Source organism: Acinetobacter sp. 226-1 (assembly GCF_030329325.1).
Taxonomy (GTDB): domain Bacteria; phylum Pseudomonadota; class Gammaproteobacteria; order Pseudomonadales; family Moraxellaceae; genus Acinetobacter; species Acinetobacter sichuanensis.
The window spans coordinates 1-17,645 of the sequence record NZ_JACANU010000008.1 but is presented as its reverse complement, the minus strand read 5'-3'; the positions used below and the strand labels follow the sequence as shown (position 1 = coordinate 17,645).

At 37.1% G+C, this 17,645-nt stretch carries 15 protein-coding genes; 8 read left to right on the top strand and 7 right to left on the bottom strand.

The features are described from left to right. Positions 1-9: 9 nt before the first annotated feature. The 7 genes from mdtD (at position 10) to HX124_RS12525 (ending at position 8,257) form a co-directional block, all read left to right on the top strand. Positions 10-1,401: a multidrug transporter subunit MdtD gene (gene mdtD / locus HX124_RS12560; protein ID WP_286383373.1), complete on the top strand. Its 1,392-nt coding sequence runs from the start codon at positions 10-12 to the stop codon at positions 1,399-1,401. Between the two features lie 127 nt (positions 1,402-1,528). Then, a complete protein-coding gene (locus HX124_RS12555) occupies positions 1,529-2,224 on the top strand; it encodes a glycoside hydrolase family 25 protein (protein WP_502872829.1) in 696 nt (231 codons plus the stop codon). Between the two features lie 137 nt (positions 2,225-2,361). Next, complete coding sequence (dinB, locus tag HX124_RS12550) at positions 2,362-3,417, top strand: DNA polymerase IV (RefSeq protein ID WP_286383375.1); 1,056 nt, start codon at positions 2,362-2,364, stop codon at positions 3,415-3,417. Positions 3,418-3,840: 423 nt separating this feature from the next. Beyond that, positions 3,841-4,563 carry a two-component system response regulator CreB gene (gene creB / locus HX124_RS12545; protein WP_286383376.1) on the top strand — a complete coding sequence of 241 codons (723 nt, stop codon included), beginning with the start codon at positions 3,841-3,843 and terminating at the stop codon, positions 4,561-4,563. 3 nt (positions 4,564-4,566) lie between these two features. After that, entirely contained in the window at positions 4,567-6,030 is a 1,464-nt protein-coding gene (gene creC / locus HX124_RS12540) for a two-component system sensor histidine kinase CreC (RefSeq protein ID WP_286383377.1), read from the top strand. 117 nt (positions 6,031-6,147) lie between these two features. Then, positions 6,148-7,566, top strand: a complete 1,419-nt coding sequence (gene creD, locus HX124_RS12535) for a cell envelope integrity protein CreD (protein ID WP_286383378.1) — start codon at positions 6,148-6,150, stop codon at positions 7,564-7,566. Between the two features lie 334 nt (positions 7,567-7,900). Next, positions 7,901-8,257 (top strand): RidA family protein, encoded by a 357-nt coding sequence (locus tag HX124_RS12525; RefSeq protein WP_107008420.1) that lies wholly within the window; start codon positions 7,901-7,903, stop codon positions 8,255-8,257. 109 nt (positions 8,258-8,366) lie between these two features. Here the strand turns inward: HX124_RS12525 and HX124_RS12520 are convergent, their stop codons facing one another. The 3 genes from HX124_RS12520 to HX124_RS12510 all read right to left on the bottom strand — a co-directional run bounded on the left by HX124_RS12520 (position 8,367) and on the right by HX124_RS12510 (position 12,996). Continuing rightward, positions 8,367-8,903, bottom strand: a complete 537-nt coding sequence (locus tag HX124_RS12520) for a DUF2726 domain-containing protein (RefSeq protein ID WP_286383380.1) — start codon at positions 8,901-8,903, stop codon at positions 8,367-8,369. A 324-nt stretch (positions 8,904-9,227) separates the two neighbouring features. Continuing rightward, positions 9,228-10,472: an FBX42 beta-propeller domain-containing protein gene (locus HX124_RS12515; RefSeq protein ID WP_286383381.1), complete on the bottom strand. Its 1,245-nt coding sequence runs from the start codon at positions 10,470-10,472 to the stop codon at positions 9,228-9,230. Positions 10,473-10,584: 112 nt separating this feature from the next. Continuing rightward, positions 10,585-12,996 carry a YgiQ family radical SAM protein gene (locus tag HX124_RS12510; RefSeq protein ID WP_286383382.1) on the bottom strand — a complete coding sequence of 804 codons (2,412 nt, stop codon included), beginning with the start codon at positions 12,994-12,996 and terminating at the stop codon, positions 10,585-10,587. 362 nt (positions 12,997-13,358) lie between these two features. Here HX124_RS12510 and HX124_RS12505 point away from each other — a divergent pair, with 362 nt between their 5' ends. After that, complete coding sequence (locus HX124_RS12505) at positions 13,359-14,378, top strand: alpha/beta hydrolase (RefSeq protein ID WP_107008423.1); 1,020 nt, start codon at positions 13,359-13,361, stop codon at positions 14,376-14,378. On the opposite strand, the gene HX124_RS12500 is transcribed toward HX124_RS12505, so the two are convergent. From HX124_RS12500 to HX124_RS12485, 4 genes are all read right to left on the bottom strand, one after another. Then, complete coding sequence (locus HX124_RS12500) at positions 14,375-15,592, bottom strand: MFS transporter (protein ID WP_286383383.1); 1,218 nt, start codon at positions 15,590-15,592, stop codon at positions 14,375-14,377. The genes HX124_RS12505 and HX124_RS12500 overlap by 4 nt on opposite strands. A gap of 96 nt (positions 15,593-15,688) precedes the next feature. Then, complete coding sequence (locus HX124_RS12495; protein WP_286383384.1) at positions 15,689-16,933, bottom strand: esterase-like activity of phytase family protein; 1,245 nt, start codon at positions 16,931-16,933, stop codon at positions 15,689-15,691. A 72-nt stretch (positions 16,934-17,005) separates the two neighbouring features. Continuing rightward, positions 17,006-17,428, bottom strand: a complete 423-nt coding sequence (locus HX124_RS12490) for an NUDIX hydrolase (protein ID WP_286383385.1) — start codon at positions 17,426-17,428, stop codon at positions 17,006-17,008. A gap of 33 nt (positions 17,429-17,461) precedes the next feature. After that, positions 17,462-17,645, bottom strand: a 184-nt coding sequence (locus HX124_RS12485) for a hypothetical protein (RefSeq protein ID WP_286383386.1), incomplete at its 5' end; no start/stop codon positions are given.

Below are 17,645 nucleotides of genomic sequence, written 5' to 3'. Positions count from 1 at the left end.
AATACAGCCATGACTGCCACGCCACTGCATCAAAAGTTACAACCTGAGTTCTATCTCTTGGTCTTTTTAGTTTCTATTGGCTTTTTTATGCAAGGACTGGATACGACCATTATTAATACTGCCCTTCCTGCAATGGCAAAGAGCTTACAGGAAGACCCTTTGCGTATGCATGGTGTGGTCATCAGTTATGTTCTTTCCGTCGCAGCCTGTATTCCCCTCAGTGGTTGGCTGGCTGACCGTTTTGGTGTACGAAATATCTTTTTTTCTGCCATCGTCATTTTTACTGTCGCATCATTAGGATGTGCATTTTCCAATGACTTTAATATGTTGATCGCTTTTCGAGTGCTACAAGGCATTGGTGGTGCATTGTTATTGCCTGTTGGGCGTCTTGCTATGCTGAAAATCATTCCTCGTGAACAGTTTTTGTCTGCCATGAGTTTAATGAGTCTCGCAGGGCTGATGGGACCTTTAATGGGACCTATTCTTGGTGGATGGTTGGTTGAATTTGCTTCATGGCATTGGATTTTTTTGATTAATTTGCCTATCGGCTTATTAGGTATTTTCGTGACTTTTAAAGCCATGCCCAATATCACTGAGCCAACAATTAAAAAGTTTGATTTTAGTGGTTTTATACTCTTAGTCATTGCAATGGTTGGACTCGCACTGGGTATTGAAAATATCACCAGTCATGAAGTTTCTCGCTATTTTAGTATCGGTTTATTGACTGCAGGTGTATTGGCAGCATTCATTTATGCTTACCATGCTCATACCCATCAAAATGCCTTATTCCGCAGTAAATTATTTAAAAATAAAATTTTTGCTATTGGGATTTTAGGTAATTTTTTTGCACGTTTTGGTAGTAATGCCATTCCCTTTATTTTGCCATTAATGCTGCAAGTTGCCTTTAAAATGGAACCCTTTATGACAGGGGTTATGCTCACACCTATTGTGCTCGGTTCGTTATTTTCCAAACCCATTATTCGCCCGATCATCTCCAGAATTGGTTATCGTCGCTTATTGCTCGTCAACACTGTCCTTGTTGGTGCTTGTATCGCCAGTTTTGCCTTAACGAATGCTGATACACCAATATGGTTAAGAACATTACATTTTTTTGTTTTTGGCACCTTAAATTCATTGCAATTTGTCGCAATGAATACCTTAACACTCAAGGATTTACCACAGCAAGATGCCAGTAGTGGCAATAGTTTTTTATCCATGATCATGATGCTGTCGATGAGTATAGGTGTTGCTTTAGCGGGGACTTTACTGAATGTCTTTACAAGCTATTTTGGTGAAGCAGAAATTACTTTAGCATTTCATAGCACACTCATTTGCTTAGGTGTTATAAATATTATCACCGCCATTATTTTCTATCAGATTCCGAAAAACCGTATCATTTAAACTTTGTAAAACAACAAAGATCGTATTGAGATGTCGATCACGTTAAACTATCGGCATCCTCTGTATCAGAACCACAATGTCAAAAAAAACCATTATCAAACAGCTAACTCTAATCCGTTATAGCGCCATGACTTTGGCATTGTGTTGCTGCGTGGTAATTTTATATTTGACCTTATTCCATCACAATGTCGCTTCTGCTGAGCCTTATCCAATTCAAGGGTTTGATGTTTCACACCATCAAGGCAAAATTGATTGGAAAAAAATTTCACCAGAGCAATATCAGTTCGTTTATATAAAAGCCACTGAAGGAGGTGATTATCAAGATGATCATTTTCAAAAATATTGGCTAGAGGCTCGTGAAAGAGGCATGCGAGTAGGTGCTTATCATTTTTTTCGTCTCTGTCGTGAGGGTAAAATTCAGGCTGAAAATTTTATTCGCAGTGTGCCGAATAAGCCAGATGCTCTGCCGCCCGTGATAGATCTAGAATATGACAGTAATTGCATCAACACTTTTACCAAAGAACAGTTATTGAAACAAATCAAGATCATGCATGATCAACTGCAACAACATTTTGCTAAACAACCGATTTTTTATACCTCTAAAAATTTTTATAACATCATTTTAATTGGGGAGTTTAAAAATACGCCCATTTGGATTCGTGAATATCAAGATCAACCCGACTTAAAAGATGGTCGTCCTTGGACATTTTGGCAACGCAGTAATCAAGGCAAAATTCAAGGTATAGCCAAACCTGTAGATTTAAATGTTTTTCATGGAGATTTAGATCAATGGAACAGGTTTTTAGAGCAAAATCATCTTTAAGTTTCATCTTTACATGATTTTTTAAAAACTTTAAAAAGACAATTGAGGTCGCAATAAACATTTCAATTCACAATTTCTCGTCCGATTTATCATGAGATCAGTTAGAATCATTCCACAGCGATTTGATACTGTGTTTTATGAGAAAAATCATTCATATTGATATGGATGCTTTCTACGCCTCCGTCGAGTTGAGAGAGCGACCAGAATTAAAACATTTACCTGTGGTGATTTCCTCACACCATCCTCGGGCGGTGATTGCGGCAGCGTCTTACCCTGCACGTGCATTTGGTCTACGCTCAGCCATGTCTATGTCACAAGCTCGAAAACTGTGTCCGCAAGTGATTGTGATTGAACCGCATTTTGATCAATATCGTGCCGTGTCTAGCCAAATTCATCAGATTTTTCAGCAATATACTCACTTGATTGAACCGTTGTCTCTAGATGAAGCCTATTTGGATGTCACAGAAAATCTGCAAAATATTCCAAGCGCAACTGAAGTGGCAGAACGAATCCGTGCCGATATTTTCAGGCTGACTGGGCTGACTGCTTCCGCAGGGGTTGCACCGAATAAATTTCTTGCCAAAGTTGCCTCTGACTGGCATAAACCCAATGGAATTTGCGTTATTAAACCCAGTCAGGTACAGCACTTTATTCAGAATTTACCGCTAAAAAAAATTCCAGGTGTGGGCAAAGTTACACAAGAAAAATTACATAGCCTCAAGCTCGAAACTTTAGGAGACTTACAAAAAATTGAAGAAAATATTCTGATTCATCATTTTGGAAAATATGGCAAACAATTATTTTTATATGCTCAAGGCATTGATGAACGTCCCGTTGAGGCTGAGCGCCAACGTCAGCAAATTTCCAATGAAACCACCTTTGATGATGATCTGACCTTACAGCAGTGCACACCTCATTGGAACCAGCTCATTGAACGAGTATGGCAAGCTTTAGTCAAAAAACAACTTCAAGCACGTGGCGTAACGGTTAAACTCAAACTTAAAAACTTTCAGGTTTTACAACACAGTAAAAGTTTTAAACAGGCACTTAGTTCACAGCAAGATATGATTCAGGTGGTACAGACTTTATTAAGTGAAATGCAAATTGCTGAACATTTACAGTTTCGTCTGATTGGTGTTGGACTCTACCAACTCGCTGAAGCTCAACAAGAAAACCAACTTTCTTTATGGTAAAAATGAGTTAACTGGCTCATCATAATTTTTCATCTTATACTTTTGGCTATTTTTAAAGCAAAAGAACCTATTTTGTACAAATATTTACCCTGTTTACGCTAAATTAGAGTAATCTATTCCACGCGCTACATTATCCATGTAGTAGCTGAGAGATCAAAAGTCACCAATACTTTTGCTCTGCTGTCCTGTGATTGGCGTGACGATCAAATCCGAATGTTACAGGGCGCTCAGACAATATCGATGGATAAATTTATTATTTCAAATTCGTTGTACAACGCTTCATTATACAAAATACCCTTCCCCAAGCTGTAAATCAAAACATTCTCTCTCTTTTAAAGTTCACCTAAACTTCACTGAAATGATTCGCCTAAAAAATTAAAATTCAGTACACTCAAACTGATTTTCAAAGATATTTTCAGCAATATGAATAATAAAAAACAGATTCTGTGTGTCGAAGATGATGCCGCAATTTTAATGCCACTGCGTTATGCACTTGAACGTGAAGAATGGCAAGTGACTTGGGCAAATACAGGGCTTCAAACGATTGAATATATTCAGCAGCAAGCTTTTGATTTTATTATTTTAGATATCGGCTTACCTGACTTAAATGGTTTTGAAGTCTGTAAAAAAATCCGTCAGTTTAGCCATACTCCCCTGCTGTTTTTAACCGCCCGTGATGATGAAATTGATCGGATTGTGGGGTTGGAAATTGGAGCGGATGATTACTGTACCAAGCCCTTTAGTTCTCGTGAAATTGTCTCTCGAATCAAAGCCATCTGGCGCAGAATGGAAATACAGGCACAATTACAAGCTGTGCAAAACATGTCTGATTCAAGTGCTCAGTTGGGTTCATCCACTGTTTGGCAATGTATAGATGAAGCTTTGCAAATTCAATATTTTGGTACGTTGCTGCAACTGACCCGTTATGAATATCGTCTGCTTAAATTGTTGATTGACCGCCCTGAACAAGTCTTTAGTCGGCAACAGTTAATGGATCATGTCTGGGAGCATCCTGAACATAGTTTAGAAAGAACTGTAGATACACATATTAAAAGTATCCGTAATAAGCTCAAACAAATTGCACCCGAACAAGACCCGATTGAAACCCATCGTGGTTTTGGCTATCGCTTAAAACGGATCAGCTAAAACATGTCTATCTTCATTCGTATCTGGTTTTTCTTTGGTTTGATCATTTTGCTCGGTTTGTGGTTCATGTCTTATACATTTAACCAGCAAGTCAAACCCAATGTACGTCAGGTGGTCGAAGATACTTTAGCGGAAAATGCCAATATTATTGCCATGTTGGTCGCACAAGATGTATATGAGCATCAGGTCAGCACTCCGCAGTTCGATGAAAAAATTCAAAAAGCACTGAACCGTAAACTGAATGCCACCATCTGGCAGCACAACAAAAAAGAAATTAACCAACAGATTTATATTACCGATGCCAAAGGCATTGTCATTTATGATTCTCAGGGCATTGCGACAGGTCAGGACTATTCCAGATGGAATGATGTCTATCTGACCCTGCAAGGTAAATACGGCGTACGCTCAACCCGCAGTTATGCAGAAGATAGTGACAGCAGTACCATGTACATTGCAGCGCCAATTTATTATCAGGTCAATCAACAGCAGCAACTGATTGGGGTGGTCAGCATTGGTAAACCAAACAGCTCGGTACAACCCTATATTCAACGTTCAGAAAATCAATTATTTCAACAAGCCCTCTGGATTACCTTACTGAGTTTATTTTTAGCCAGTTTAGTCGCTTATTGGCTGAAACACAGCATTGATCGGGTACGTAAATACGCACAGGCACTTGCACCTGTCAATCAGACGCCACATTTCCGTTCAGCACAGGAGCTGAATCTTGTGGCTCAAGCCATTGAAACCATGCGGGAAAAACTTGAAGATCGGGCCTATGTGGAACATTATGTCAATACACTGACCCATGAACTAAAAAGCCCGCTGACTGCCATTCAAGCCAGTGCCGAACTGCTCAAAGAAGATTTGCCACTGTATGACCAACAACAGTTTGCCACACATATCCATACCCAAAGTCAGCGTTTAAGAAGCCTGATTGATCGAATGTTATTGCTGACCCGACTGGAAAAATCCAAACATCAGCTTGAGCTGCAAACATTTGATCTGGCTGAACTCATTCAACAAGTGCTCGACCAACACGCCAGTCAGTTGCACAGTAAAAATATACAGTGTCTACTTGATCTGGATGCTCAGTGCATGATGATGGCTGATCGTTTTTGGATTCAACAAACGCTCGCCAATCTTCTAGACAATGCCCTCGATTTTTCCGCAGAATCGGCAAAAATTCTGATTCAGCTACACCGACTGCCTCAGCAAAAAACAGCACTGCATATTTTTAATGAAGGAGAATGGATTCCTGATTATGCGCTGAACCAAGTTTTTGAAACCTATTTTTCTCTGCCCCGTCCTGTGTCACAGCAACGCAGTTCGGGGATTGGTCTGAGTATTGTCAAACAAGTGATTGAACAACATCATGGGCAGATTAGTATTGAAAATATTCAAACGAATCATATTGCCCGACTACAACCTCATCAGCGTGGCGTGATGGTCAAAATTCAATTGCCTTAGAACATTGATCCAATCAAAATTCACCTAAACTTCACACAAAGCTCAACAGTAAAACAAATAAAACGCACAGCACTTTTGCAGACTATGTCCTGACACAATAAGATTCAGGACACCATCATGCGTTCGAGTTTTCTCACTCTTAAAATCATTGCGATTGTCATTCTCGTAGCGATCTTTTCGGCAGGTTTATTGTTTATCTCCAGTCTTGTCTATGAACGACAAGGCTACCAACAAGCCTTCCTCAATGAAATTTCACGTAATAACATCAGCCCACAAACCATTATTTCGCCCTTTATCCGTGTGCCTTATAAAGATAAAGAAGCAAGCACATGTATCAATAAAAACAATGAGCAATACTCATGTATTCAAGAACATGTCATGCTGATCAATGCAGATAGCACACAATGGCAAGCCAATTTTAATGTTTCTAATGATACTTATAAACGTACGATTTATCGCGCCATCAGTTATAACGCGCAACTTTCTGCCAAAGGTATGTTTCAAAAACCAACATTGGAAGCCCATCATTATCAATGGGATAAATCCGAAATCGTATTTCCAATCCATGATCCACGAGGTTTAAACACACAACCGACCTTGCAAATACTCAATAAAAAATATGCCTTTGAAATGGGCAGCCAAAGCAATAGTCGTTCTAGTTTTGACTTTATGAGTATTTCTGCCAAAAAATATCCTGAGTTAATCCAAGCCATACAAAATGGTTTTAGCTTTGACTTAAATACAGATCTGCTCGGTCTAGGTAAATTTACTCTTGTTCCAACCAGTCGTCATATCAGCTACCAAGCTAAAGGGAACTGGGCAGATGCCAAATATTCTGGGCAAAATTTACCCTTTGAAAAAACCAGTAGTCATCAACAATTTAGTGCTCAATGGAAAAATATTGCACTAGGCAATCAAAATATGAATCGACTTGCCGAATGTGATAATAATGAATGTCTACGTCAGTTTAGCAATACTGCGACTGCAGAAGCAGCTTATGAAGAAGGTCAAGCCATCACTGAAAGTGGTTTAAGCACTGAATTTTTAGAGTCGGTAAATGTCTACACTCAAACTGACCGTGCGATTAAATACGGTATTGTCATTATTATCATCACCTTTGGTTGTTTCTTCTTATTTGAAGTGCTGAAAAGCTTACGTATTCACCCAATTCAATACTCTTTGGTTGCAATCGCACAAGGGATTTTCTTTGTTCTACTCCTTTCGATCAGCGAGTACTATGCCTTTGCATGGGCATATGTCGTGGCGAGTATCGCTTGTGTCGGCTTAATGACATGGTACTTATTCTTCGTGATGAAAGGTTTTAAACCTGCAATCTTATTCGGCATTATTCTCAGTTCACTCTACGCCATCATGTATATGCTGTTGCAGTCTTCAGGCAAGACTTTCCTTATCGGCTCTGTCATTGCCTTTGTCCTACTCGCTGTGGTGATGTTCATTACCCGTAATATCGACTGGTATCAGATCAGCCATCGACCTAATCGTGAACTAAAATCTTATACACCTCCTCAACCTTAATTTTCATCTATGGATGGTGCAATGCCATCCATCATTTTATCCATTTCACGGAGCTTACCATGCATCACTTAATCATTGATTCTGTAAGAAAAATACAACAACTCTGCCCACTACAATGCAGCCTTGCTGATTGCCTAAATCTATTGCGAACTCAACAGATTCCATTTTTAAATTTGGGCAATCTAATTATTTGTCCAGATGCACATTGTCTACTGATTTTCCACATGAAAAAATTAAGATGTATAGATAACTATACTAAAACTGCATAAAGCTGATTTGCAGATCATTAATAATCCCCTACACTGAACAGTATCAAGACAATGGGAATATTTGCATGGCTGTACAACGCTTACATGTCGAAAAACGCTTTTCTGAAATTGCCATTTCAGGCAATTTAGTACATCTGGCGGGTCAGCTCGCTTCTGACCTGAGCTTGGATATTCAAGGTCAAACTCAACAGACTTTAGATATCATTGATCGTTTTCTTGCTGATGCAGGCACGGACAAAAGTCATATCATGTCCGTCACCATTTATCTAAAAGATATTGAAAATGACTATGCTGCATTTAATGAACTATGGGATGCATGGGTTGCAGATATTGAAGCTCTACCAAGAACGTGTGTAGAAGCTAAACTTTATCATCCTGATGTATTGGTTGAAATGACGGTTGTTGCAGTAAAACCTGAATAATCAATGAATAATCAGAATTAAATTTATGATTCAAATTCGGTTGTTTGTTCTACAAATTCTTTAAATTTTATATTTAAAAAATGCATGCTCAGCCATGCATTTTTTATCATTATCCATAAACACGAGAGCGGGCAATACGCTCAGCGTATATTTCTAATTGAGCTGATGAAGCATCTAAAGCATGTACATCATGTGTTTGAATATAATCTTCAAAAAAATCTTCACGTAATTTTTGATATTCTGGTACACCAAAATAACGAATCACACGATAACCTGCCATTTCTAGCAAGGTATCTTGATTATTATCAGTACTCATTCTTTTCAAAGCATTAGGATCATTTAAAGTAATAATTGAAATAACTTTAAAGTCTTGATCTAAAATAACAAAATCTGCAAACATTTTTTGATATTTACGACGTGTATGTAAATACTTGGTTGTTAATAATGCATCAAAAGAAACATGAGCCAAAATATTGGCTGTAGGTAAAATTTCTTTTATACGGCTATAAGTCATTAATTCATGCGAATTAAAAACTGCACGTTGGCGTAACACGCTATCCACTTTTTGCTTATTTTTCAAACCATTATAAGCAATCAAACTCACAATAGCGAGTATAGCGAGGGTCACAAGAATCATTAAATCCATGATTTCCTTTCCTTATCTATTTTTATAATTTAAAACGATTTATTACCGTCTTTTATTTCACTTTTCCATCAATAACTTCAATTTACCATCTAACATATAAGATCCCATCTTATACTTTAGATTTTTGATCATTTACTTATGTATTGCTGATTTGATCAATAACGACATTAAAAATATCTTTTTCTTATGACAAAGAAATGACATTTATATCCATTTATAGCGATAATGCTCATGCAATTCAACTTTAACCGATGAAATAATCAAAATATTGTTAGACAATTTAATTTTTTAGATGAAAAAGGATGTTTACACATGCTTTATTTCTTAACTTAATTTTTCAGCGACTATATCATGACCTGAAATTTGTTTAAGTTTAGATGTTAAATCTTTGATAATAAACTGTTGAAACTCATTTGAAGTAGATGCCTGAAATGCGACTTCAACTCGATTGTACCCTTCAAAACAATGATATACCTGACCTTGTAAAATACATTGATAAATTGGATTCAGATATGGAAAACCTTCTATTTTAGATACATATATAGCTTCATGAGCATGATATAATTGCGGATATAGCTGATACCTAGGTTGATATTTATAGTTTTTGAATAAATGTTCTTTATGCTCTTCAATAAATTTAACTGAATAAAATTTTTCTTCTTCCATTTTTAAAATTTCTTGAGAAGTTTGTAAAAACAACTCATCATTTTCAGCTGCTTGAATTATCCAATGTTGATATTTTTCAGAATTTTGCGTTAACCACATTTTTGTTTTTAAATTAAAATACCAAATATACAAATTTTTAATCGCAATACCCTTGTGCAGAATAAATCCACCTTTCATTTCGATTAAATCACGATTCCATATTTTAACGCTATGACTATGTAAACACGGAGGAGATTCACCTAAAGCCTCTATCTTCTGTATATCCTTGGTTTCTAAATCTAATGCATAAATTTCGGTGATATTTTTACGTTGCCGATCGCCCGAACCTAAACCACCTATGATATAAAATTTATCTGTATACTCATCATATAAAGTCGTATGTTCATAAACAGGTGGAAATTGTTCTTCGGGATAATTCCAAAGTTCGTATGTTCCATCAAAAAATTTTATATAAACATCATTATAGATTTTGAACTCAGGAAAATAATAATCTTTTGTTTCATATAACTTTAAACTACCTGAAATAAAGACATCATTGCCACCGATTCGTAAATCAAATATATAATATTTATTATCAGCCGATATATGTGTATGATTCATTCTTTCATTTGGTGCAACCCATAAAGGTCGCTCAATTTCAATATTATTTTTTCTTAAATATTGGCTAAAAATATAGGGATAAATATAGTCTTCTGTAGCAAAATTACTATGTTCAAGAAGCCATAAAATAATGTCATCTTTGTTTTGCTTTTTAGTCACTAGGGCTTGATGATTAATTGTATTTAATGCGTCAATATCGTTTTGAGTAATTCCTCTTTCTGCAATTTTTTGTAGATAGGGAGCTTCAAATTCTTCTATTCTGGCGAGTTCTTCTACTGTATAAGTTGATATATTTTCTGTCATATTATTTTAAATAAAGGACATCGGAGCCCTTAAAAGAAAGTCTCAATATAACTTTTGCCTAAATTTAAAGCAATAAAAAAGGATGCTTACACATCCTCTTCTATTTCAAAACTTAAGCTTTATTTTTTGGCTTAGACTTCGCTTTCACATTGCCACCAAACGGTTTTTTATCACCTGTTTCACGTGGTGGTAAACCTGTATGTTGTGTCAAGATCTGCCCACGTTCAGGACGTTTTTTAGTATTCGATGGACGTGACTGAGCTTGTCCTGCTTTGCTTCGATTACCTTGTTCACCAGTACGTTTTTGTGAGTCACCCGCCACGCTTGAGTTTTTCTTACGTGCAGACTTGTACTCACCCTCAACACTTGCAGGTTGATAGGTCGGAATCAAATGTTGTTTCGAATTTCCAATCAAATCCTGACGACCCATTTCTCTCAGTGCGTCACGTAGTAAAGGCCAGTTGTTTGGATCATGATAACGCAAGAAGGCTTTGTGCAGACGACGACGCTTCTCACCTTTAACGATGTCTACATCTTCAGTATAACGTGCCACTTTCGCCAGTGGGTTTTTACCTGTGTAGTACATGGTGGTCGCAGTTGCCATTGGTGATGGATAGAAAGTCTGTACCTGATCGGCACGGAAGCCATTCTTTTTCAACCAGATCGCAAGGTTCATCATGTCATAATCAGTCGTACCTGGGTGCGCAGCGATAAAGTACGGAATCAAATACTGTTCCTTACCCGCTTCCTTACTGAAGCGATCAAACATTTGCTTGAAACGGTCATAAGTGCCTATGCCCGGTTTCATCATCTTGTTGAGTGGACCTTTTTCGGTATGCTCAGGCGCAATTTTTAAATAGCCACCGACATGATGCTGTACCAGCTCTTTGACATATTCAGGGTTTAATACCGCTAAGTCATAACGTAGTCCTGAACCAATCAAAATCTTTTTAATGCCCGGCAAAGCACGTGCTTTACGATACAACTGTGTTAATGGCGCATGATCTGTATGTAGGTTCTGGCATACACCTGGGAATACACATGAAGGTTTACGACAGTTTTTCTCAATCTCAGGGTCTTTACACGCCAAACGGTACATATTTGCCGTTGGTCCGCCCAAGTCTGAAATAATCCCAGTAAAGCCCGGTGCTGTATCACGAATTTTTTCCACTTCACGCAAAATGGATTCTTCAGAACGGTTCTGGATAATACGACCTTCATGTTCTGTGATCGAACAGAAAGTACAACCACCAAAACAGCCACGCATGATATTCACAGAGAATTTAATCATGTCAAATGCAGGAAAACGTGCATCTTTATATGCGGGATGTGGCAGACGTGCATAAGGCAAGTCAAACACATAATCCATTTCTTCTGTGGTCAACGGAATCGGCGGTGCGTTTAACCATACATCACGTTCACCATGCTTCTGAACCATTGCTCGTGCATTCCCCGGATTGGTTTCCAAATGCAAAATACGGTTAGCGTGTGCATACAAAACAGGATCTTTCGCCACCTCTTCAAATGCAGGTAAACGAATCACTGCCAATTCACGTGGTGGCAATTTGTGTTTAATGGCTTTAGATGCGGGCTGTAATTGGACAATTTGAGTATTTTCATCCAAATTATCGCCTTCACGGACGATTGGATTTGCAACCAGTTCTTTCTGAAAATTTTGATATTGAGTTAAAGAATTGCCCTTATCTTTTTCAATTTCACAACCGTCCAAATCTTCCGTCATCACATAAGGATTGATGATCGGGTCTACACGACCAATCGCATCGACATCATTTGAAGCAATTTCAACAAATTTCGCTTTAGACGCACGATTATGTTTATTGATAATAAATGCTGTACCACGCACATCGGTAATGTCTGTGATCTTTTCACCACGTGCCAGACGGTGCATGACTTCAGTAATCGAACGCTCACCATTACCATACATGAGTAAATCAGCTTTCGAGTCCATCAACACCGAACGACGAACTTTGTCTGACCAATAGTCATAATGCGCAATACGACGCAAAGAAGCTTCAATACCGCCCAACAAAACAGGAACATCGGGATACGCCTCACGTACACGCTGGCAATACACTGTCGCGGCACGGTCTGGACGTTTATTCGGTTGATTATCAGGTGAATAAGCATCATCCGAACGAATTTTACGGTCAGCCGTATAACGGTTGATCATGGAGTCCATATTGCCTGCGGTCACGCCCCACGCAATATTCGGTTTACCTAAAACTTTAAATGCTTCGGCAGAAGTCCAGTCAGGCTGTGCAATGATCCCGACACGGAAACCTTGCGCTTCCAAAGTACGTCCGATAATCCCTGAACAGAAAGAAGGATGGTCGATATAGGCATCGCCACAGACTAAAATAAAGTCACAACTATCCCAGCCGAGTAAATCCATTTCCTCACGTGACATTGGCAAAAATGGTGCGGGTTCAAAGCACGATGCCCAATATTTGTCATAATCAAACAACGCAGTAGGCGCAGTTTGAGCAGTATAAGCGGTCGACATGGTGAATTTCTCGATTGGCAGTTGGCGATCGGGAGAGATCTAAGATGAAAGTTGATCATTTTAACATGAATTTACCTCATGTTGCTTGATTAAAAAACACACAAAAATAAATAACTGAAAATTTACTTCTTTTTTATAAATTACTTGAAAATACATCACTTTTTAAAAGCGATATTTGCTATTTGAGTTGTAATCGAATAAAAATCCGACAAATGGTTGATTTTATATTTTATTTAAATTCAATGACTAATTTATAAAATTGGCAAAAATGATCATAAAATACTTATAAACAAACATTTTTGCACATCTTTTTTCAAAAAATTCACTTAATCTCACTCAAACAATAAAACGAGAACTGCATCATGGTTCTAAAAAAGATTTTTTTATCCTTTATCGTATTTTTATATACATTTGTATCGGCTTCTTCTCTCAAAGCCAAAACTTATACCGAACAAAAAGCATGGAAAGATTTACAAAATCAGTTACCAGAACAATATCGACTCACCAATGAAAATGCACCGCAAGAATATTTTTGGTCATGGCACAGTTACCGTGTTCATGTTGACACCTATCCACAACCACAATCTACCGCGAAAATAATTTTATTACATGGCGTTGGAACGAATGGTAGACAGCTCAGTTTAATTTTAGGGCATCCTTTAGCACAAGCAGGTTATGAAACTATAGCACTCGATTTACCAGGCTATGGGCTAACTGAATATCCTTCAAAAAGTGCAATTCGTTATGATGACTGGGTGCAATTGGTCAATGATTTTGTCAACACTGAAGCTCAAAAAGATGATCGTCCAATTTTTCTTTATGGTTTATCTGCTGGTGGTATGCTAACTATGCATGTCGCAATGCAAAATAGAAATATTAAAGGCATCATTGGAATGACTTTTCTAGACCAACAAAGAGTAGGTGTAAAAAAAGCAACCATGCGTTTTAGCCCTTTAAGCCCTGCTCTTCTTCCAAGTATGAAAATTGGAGCAATGACCCCAGTCGTGAAAAGTATTCCATTACCCATGTCCCTTGTTTCTAAAATGTATGCCTTAACAAATAATAAAAAAGCATTAAAAATTATGCTGCAAGATAACACTTCAGCAGGTAATAGTATGTCTATTCAATTTCTAAATAGTTATATGAATTATAAACCTAAATATGATTTATCCAGTTTTAGTCAATGTCCAGTTCTATTGACGCAGCCTGCTGAAGATCACTGGACACCACTTAAACTGAGTCAACCTGTTTTAGATCGGCTCTCAGTTCCGCATCAAGTCGTATTATTACCTAAAGGCGGACATTATCCTGTAGAAGCGGAAGCATTGGAGCAATTGAAAAAAAGTAGTATTGAGTTTATTCAAAGTAATTTAAAACATTAATGATGTATCGTCATTTTTTGCATTTGATGTAGTTTTAAGGCAATAAATAAACCAATGAATAATACCATTGTGATGGTCAGGATTAATCCCAACCATCCATACTTTTCCCAGACTAAACCGTTAGCACTTCCTAAAAAGCTTGAACCTAAATAGTAACAAAATAAATACAGTGATGATCCAACCGCACGATACTGTAAAGATTGAACCGAAACCCAACTACTTGAGGTTGAATGCGCTGCGAAAAATGAAAAGGTGAAGATCAATAATCCAATTAAAATAACCCAAAGTGAAGGGATTAACATGATCCATAAACCAAGAATCATCGTGGTAAACATTGCAATTAAAACTTTGTCTCGACCAAACTTTCTACTCCAACTGGCTGCACGTGGTGAACTGTAAATTCCTGATAAATAAGCAATCGAAATTAAACCGATCCAAGTTTGTGACAGTTCAAAAGGCTTTTCCAAAAGATGATAACTCATGTAATTAAACACAGTGACAAAGCATCCCATCAGAATAAAACCTTGTGCAAACAACAACCGTAACTTAGGATCAGATAAATTTTTCTTAAATGATTGGATAAAACGAGAAAATTGAATTGGATAAGACTTAAAGTGTTTAGAAGCTGGTAAAGCAATATAAAAAACCAAAGCAATCAATAAATTAAGCACACCGATAACCATCGTTGCTGTTTGCCATGAAATATAATCCAGCAATACGCCTGCAATCAAGCGCCCACCCATTCCACCGATTGCTGTTCCTGAAATATATAGTCCCATAGCAAAGCCGACATCTTTTTGTGCAATTTCTTCGCCAATATAAGTCATGGCAACAGATGCAACGCCACTTACTGCTAATCCAACCATCATTCGGGTTGCAAGAAATACCTCCCAATAAGGTAAAAATGCACTTAGTAAGAGTAAGCTCGCTGTAGAAAATAATGAGATTGCCATAATCGGCTTACGACCAAAACGATCCGAAATTAAGCCAGCAAAAAGGAGCCCTAAAGCCAAAGCAATGGTCGAAAATGACAGTGGAAAACTACTATGAGTTGGAGAAATCTGAAAAAACTTTGCCAAAAATGGCATCATCGGTTGCACACAATACAACGATGAAAAAACCGCAAAACCTGCCAAAAACAAAGATAGTAAAATCGCCATAAAAGACTTACTACCATATTCTATATAATCTGCATTTTCGGCTAAATCAGACATAATCACTCCTTATGTCTGTTCAGTATACGCCTGTTTTAGAACTACATAAAAACAAAACCCCTTTTATGAAGGGGCTTGTTCTTATCTGCTTAAAATTTAATAAAGTGCTTGAGGTAATTTAATTTGAATAATTTCATTATCATCAGCACGTTTTCCATTACGCCCTGATGAACCAGGAAAATTATTATCATTCAACACAGTTAACGTTGTGCTATTTTCAATAATTACATCTTCAATTGTTTCAAATGGAAAAGCAAAATTCTTTTCAGTTCCAATATCTCCGTCTCGAATTGTGCCATATAAATGATGAGGATTAGCAATATTCATCAAATCGACAAGATCAGAACGCTTTACAGCCTGACCAGACTCACCTAGTTCAATTTTAATGAGTTTTTTATAAGCATCTAACTTATTTTGACTCGGATCACGCTCAATAATAATACCTGACTTGTCATCAAAGAGTTGGAAGTCACCAATATTTGTTGCTTTATCATTCAAAGTAAAATAATAATATTTTCCAGTATACGCTTTTTTCTTAATATCAAACTGTGAAATCAGTAACTGCTTATTGCTTTCACCTATTAATGGTTTTTCTAGTAATGGATATAAATATTGCCCATCTTTCGACAATGCCATCCCCTCAAAACCACCACTCTGCTGTGTTAAAGGTTCAACATAGTTAATATTGGCTTTATTCAGTTGATTCTGAGGTGAACGCAATTCTGTCCCTTTTTTGAGGGGATTCGGCAATGAAATTGGTGCATCAATCAGTACACCATCTTTGTCAAAATGTAGCAAATAAGGACCAAATTCATCTCCAATCCAGTAACTACCATCTTCTGTTCTTTGAATCGATTCTGGATCAAAATCTGCACCTGTCAACAAACGATCCGTTGTATTTTGATTGATAATATCAAATGGAATCAGCTTATTTGGATCACGTAACTGAATAAAGCTCATGACTTGAACTTTTGCAGAGCCAGTCGTCTGAGTTCGAAAATCAGGCTTAATTTGATAAATTCGTAATAGGAAATCTGAAGAATTATCCTGTGTACCAAAACCATTATCAGCCATGACCATATAAGTACCATCACCGTTTTTTAAAGCACCAGAAAAACCTTGCACTGGTTGCCCTTTAAATGGTGGAAAAATACCATTAGCACCTTTGACAAAACTTCCTGAATTTGGTCCCGAAGCATAAGTTTCAACATCTAATCGAGCAAATGAAACTAAGGTTGGCACTGTGATAGTAGATTCATTATGCACATCATTGTCATCATCATTACATGCAGTTAATCCTAAAATGACTAGAGTCAACAAAGAATAAGTAAGCTTTTTCATATAAATCTTTTTAAATAAAGGTGTTACATCATTTAAAATCATTTTTATGACAGTCTTACGAAAACATGATAATCATTTATATTTTGATTCATAATTATCTTGAATAAATACCAATAAGTCCTGAAATAGTGAATGCCAGTCACTCGTAGGTTTTGTATATAAAAAATGCCAAAAAAATTTAAATTCTAAACCACCATCATCATGGCAATAATGTACCCATTGATCTAAAAGATTTTCCTGCGTTTCACATACAAAAACATACCAATCTGGTCCTTTTTCTTTTGGACAATGAATACCTAAAAAACTTTGTATATGAGTACTTTGAATCCCTGCTTCTTCAAAGAGCTCGCGTAAAGCAGCTTCTTCTAAACTTTCATTTAACTCCACAGTGCCTTTTACAATCTGAATCCCAGCCAAAGGATGTTGAAATACTAAAAACTGTAATCCTAAATCATGTTGTCTTAAAATAATTGGTACAACTTTTTTAATTTGCATATTTTTAAGAAAGATCTATTTTTGGATTATATATTACTCATTTTTCTTTATAACAGCATTTAAAATGGCACTTGAGCTAAGTTTTCTTTTATCAAAAATGCTATTTACTAGGTAAATAGCTAATTTATGAATTAACCATAAAAAAAGCCCCCTCGCTTTGAGGGGGCTTTTTAGATTTAAAAGCTGGCGATGACTTACTCTCACATGGGTAACCCCA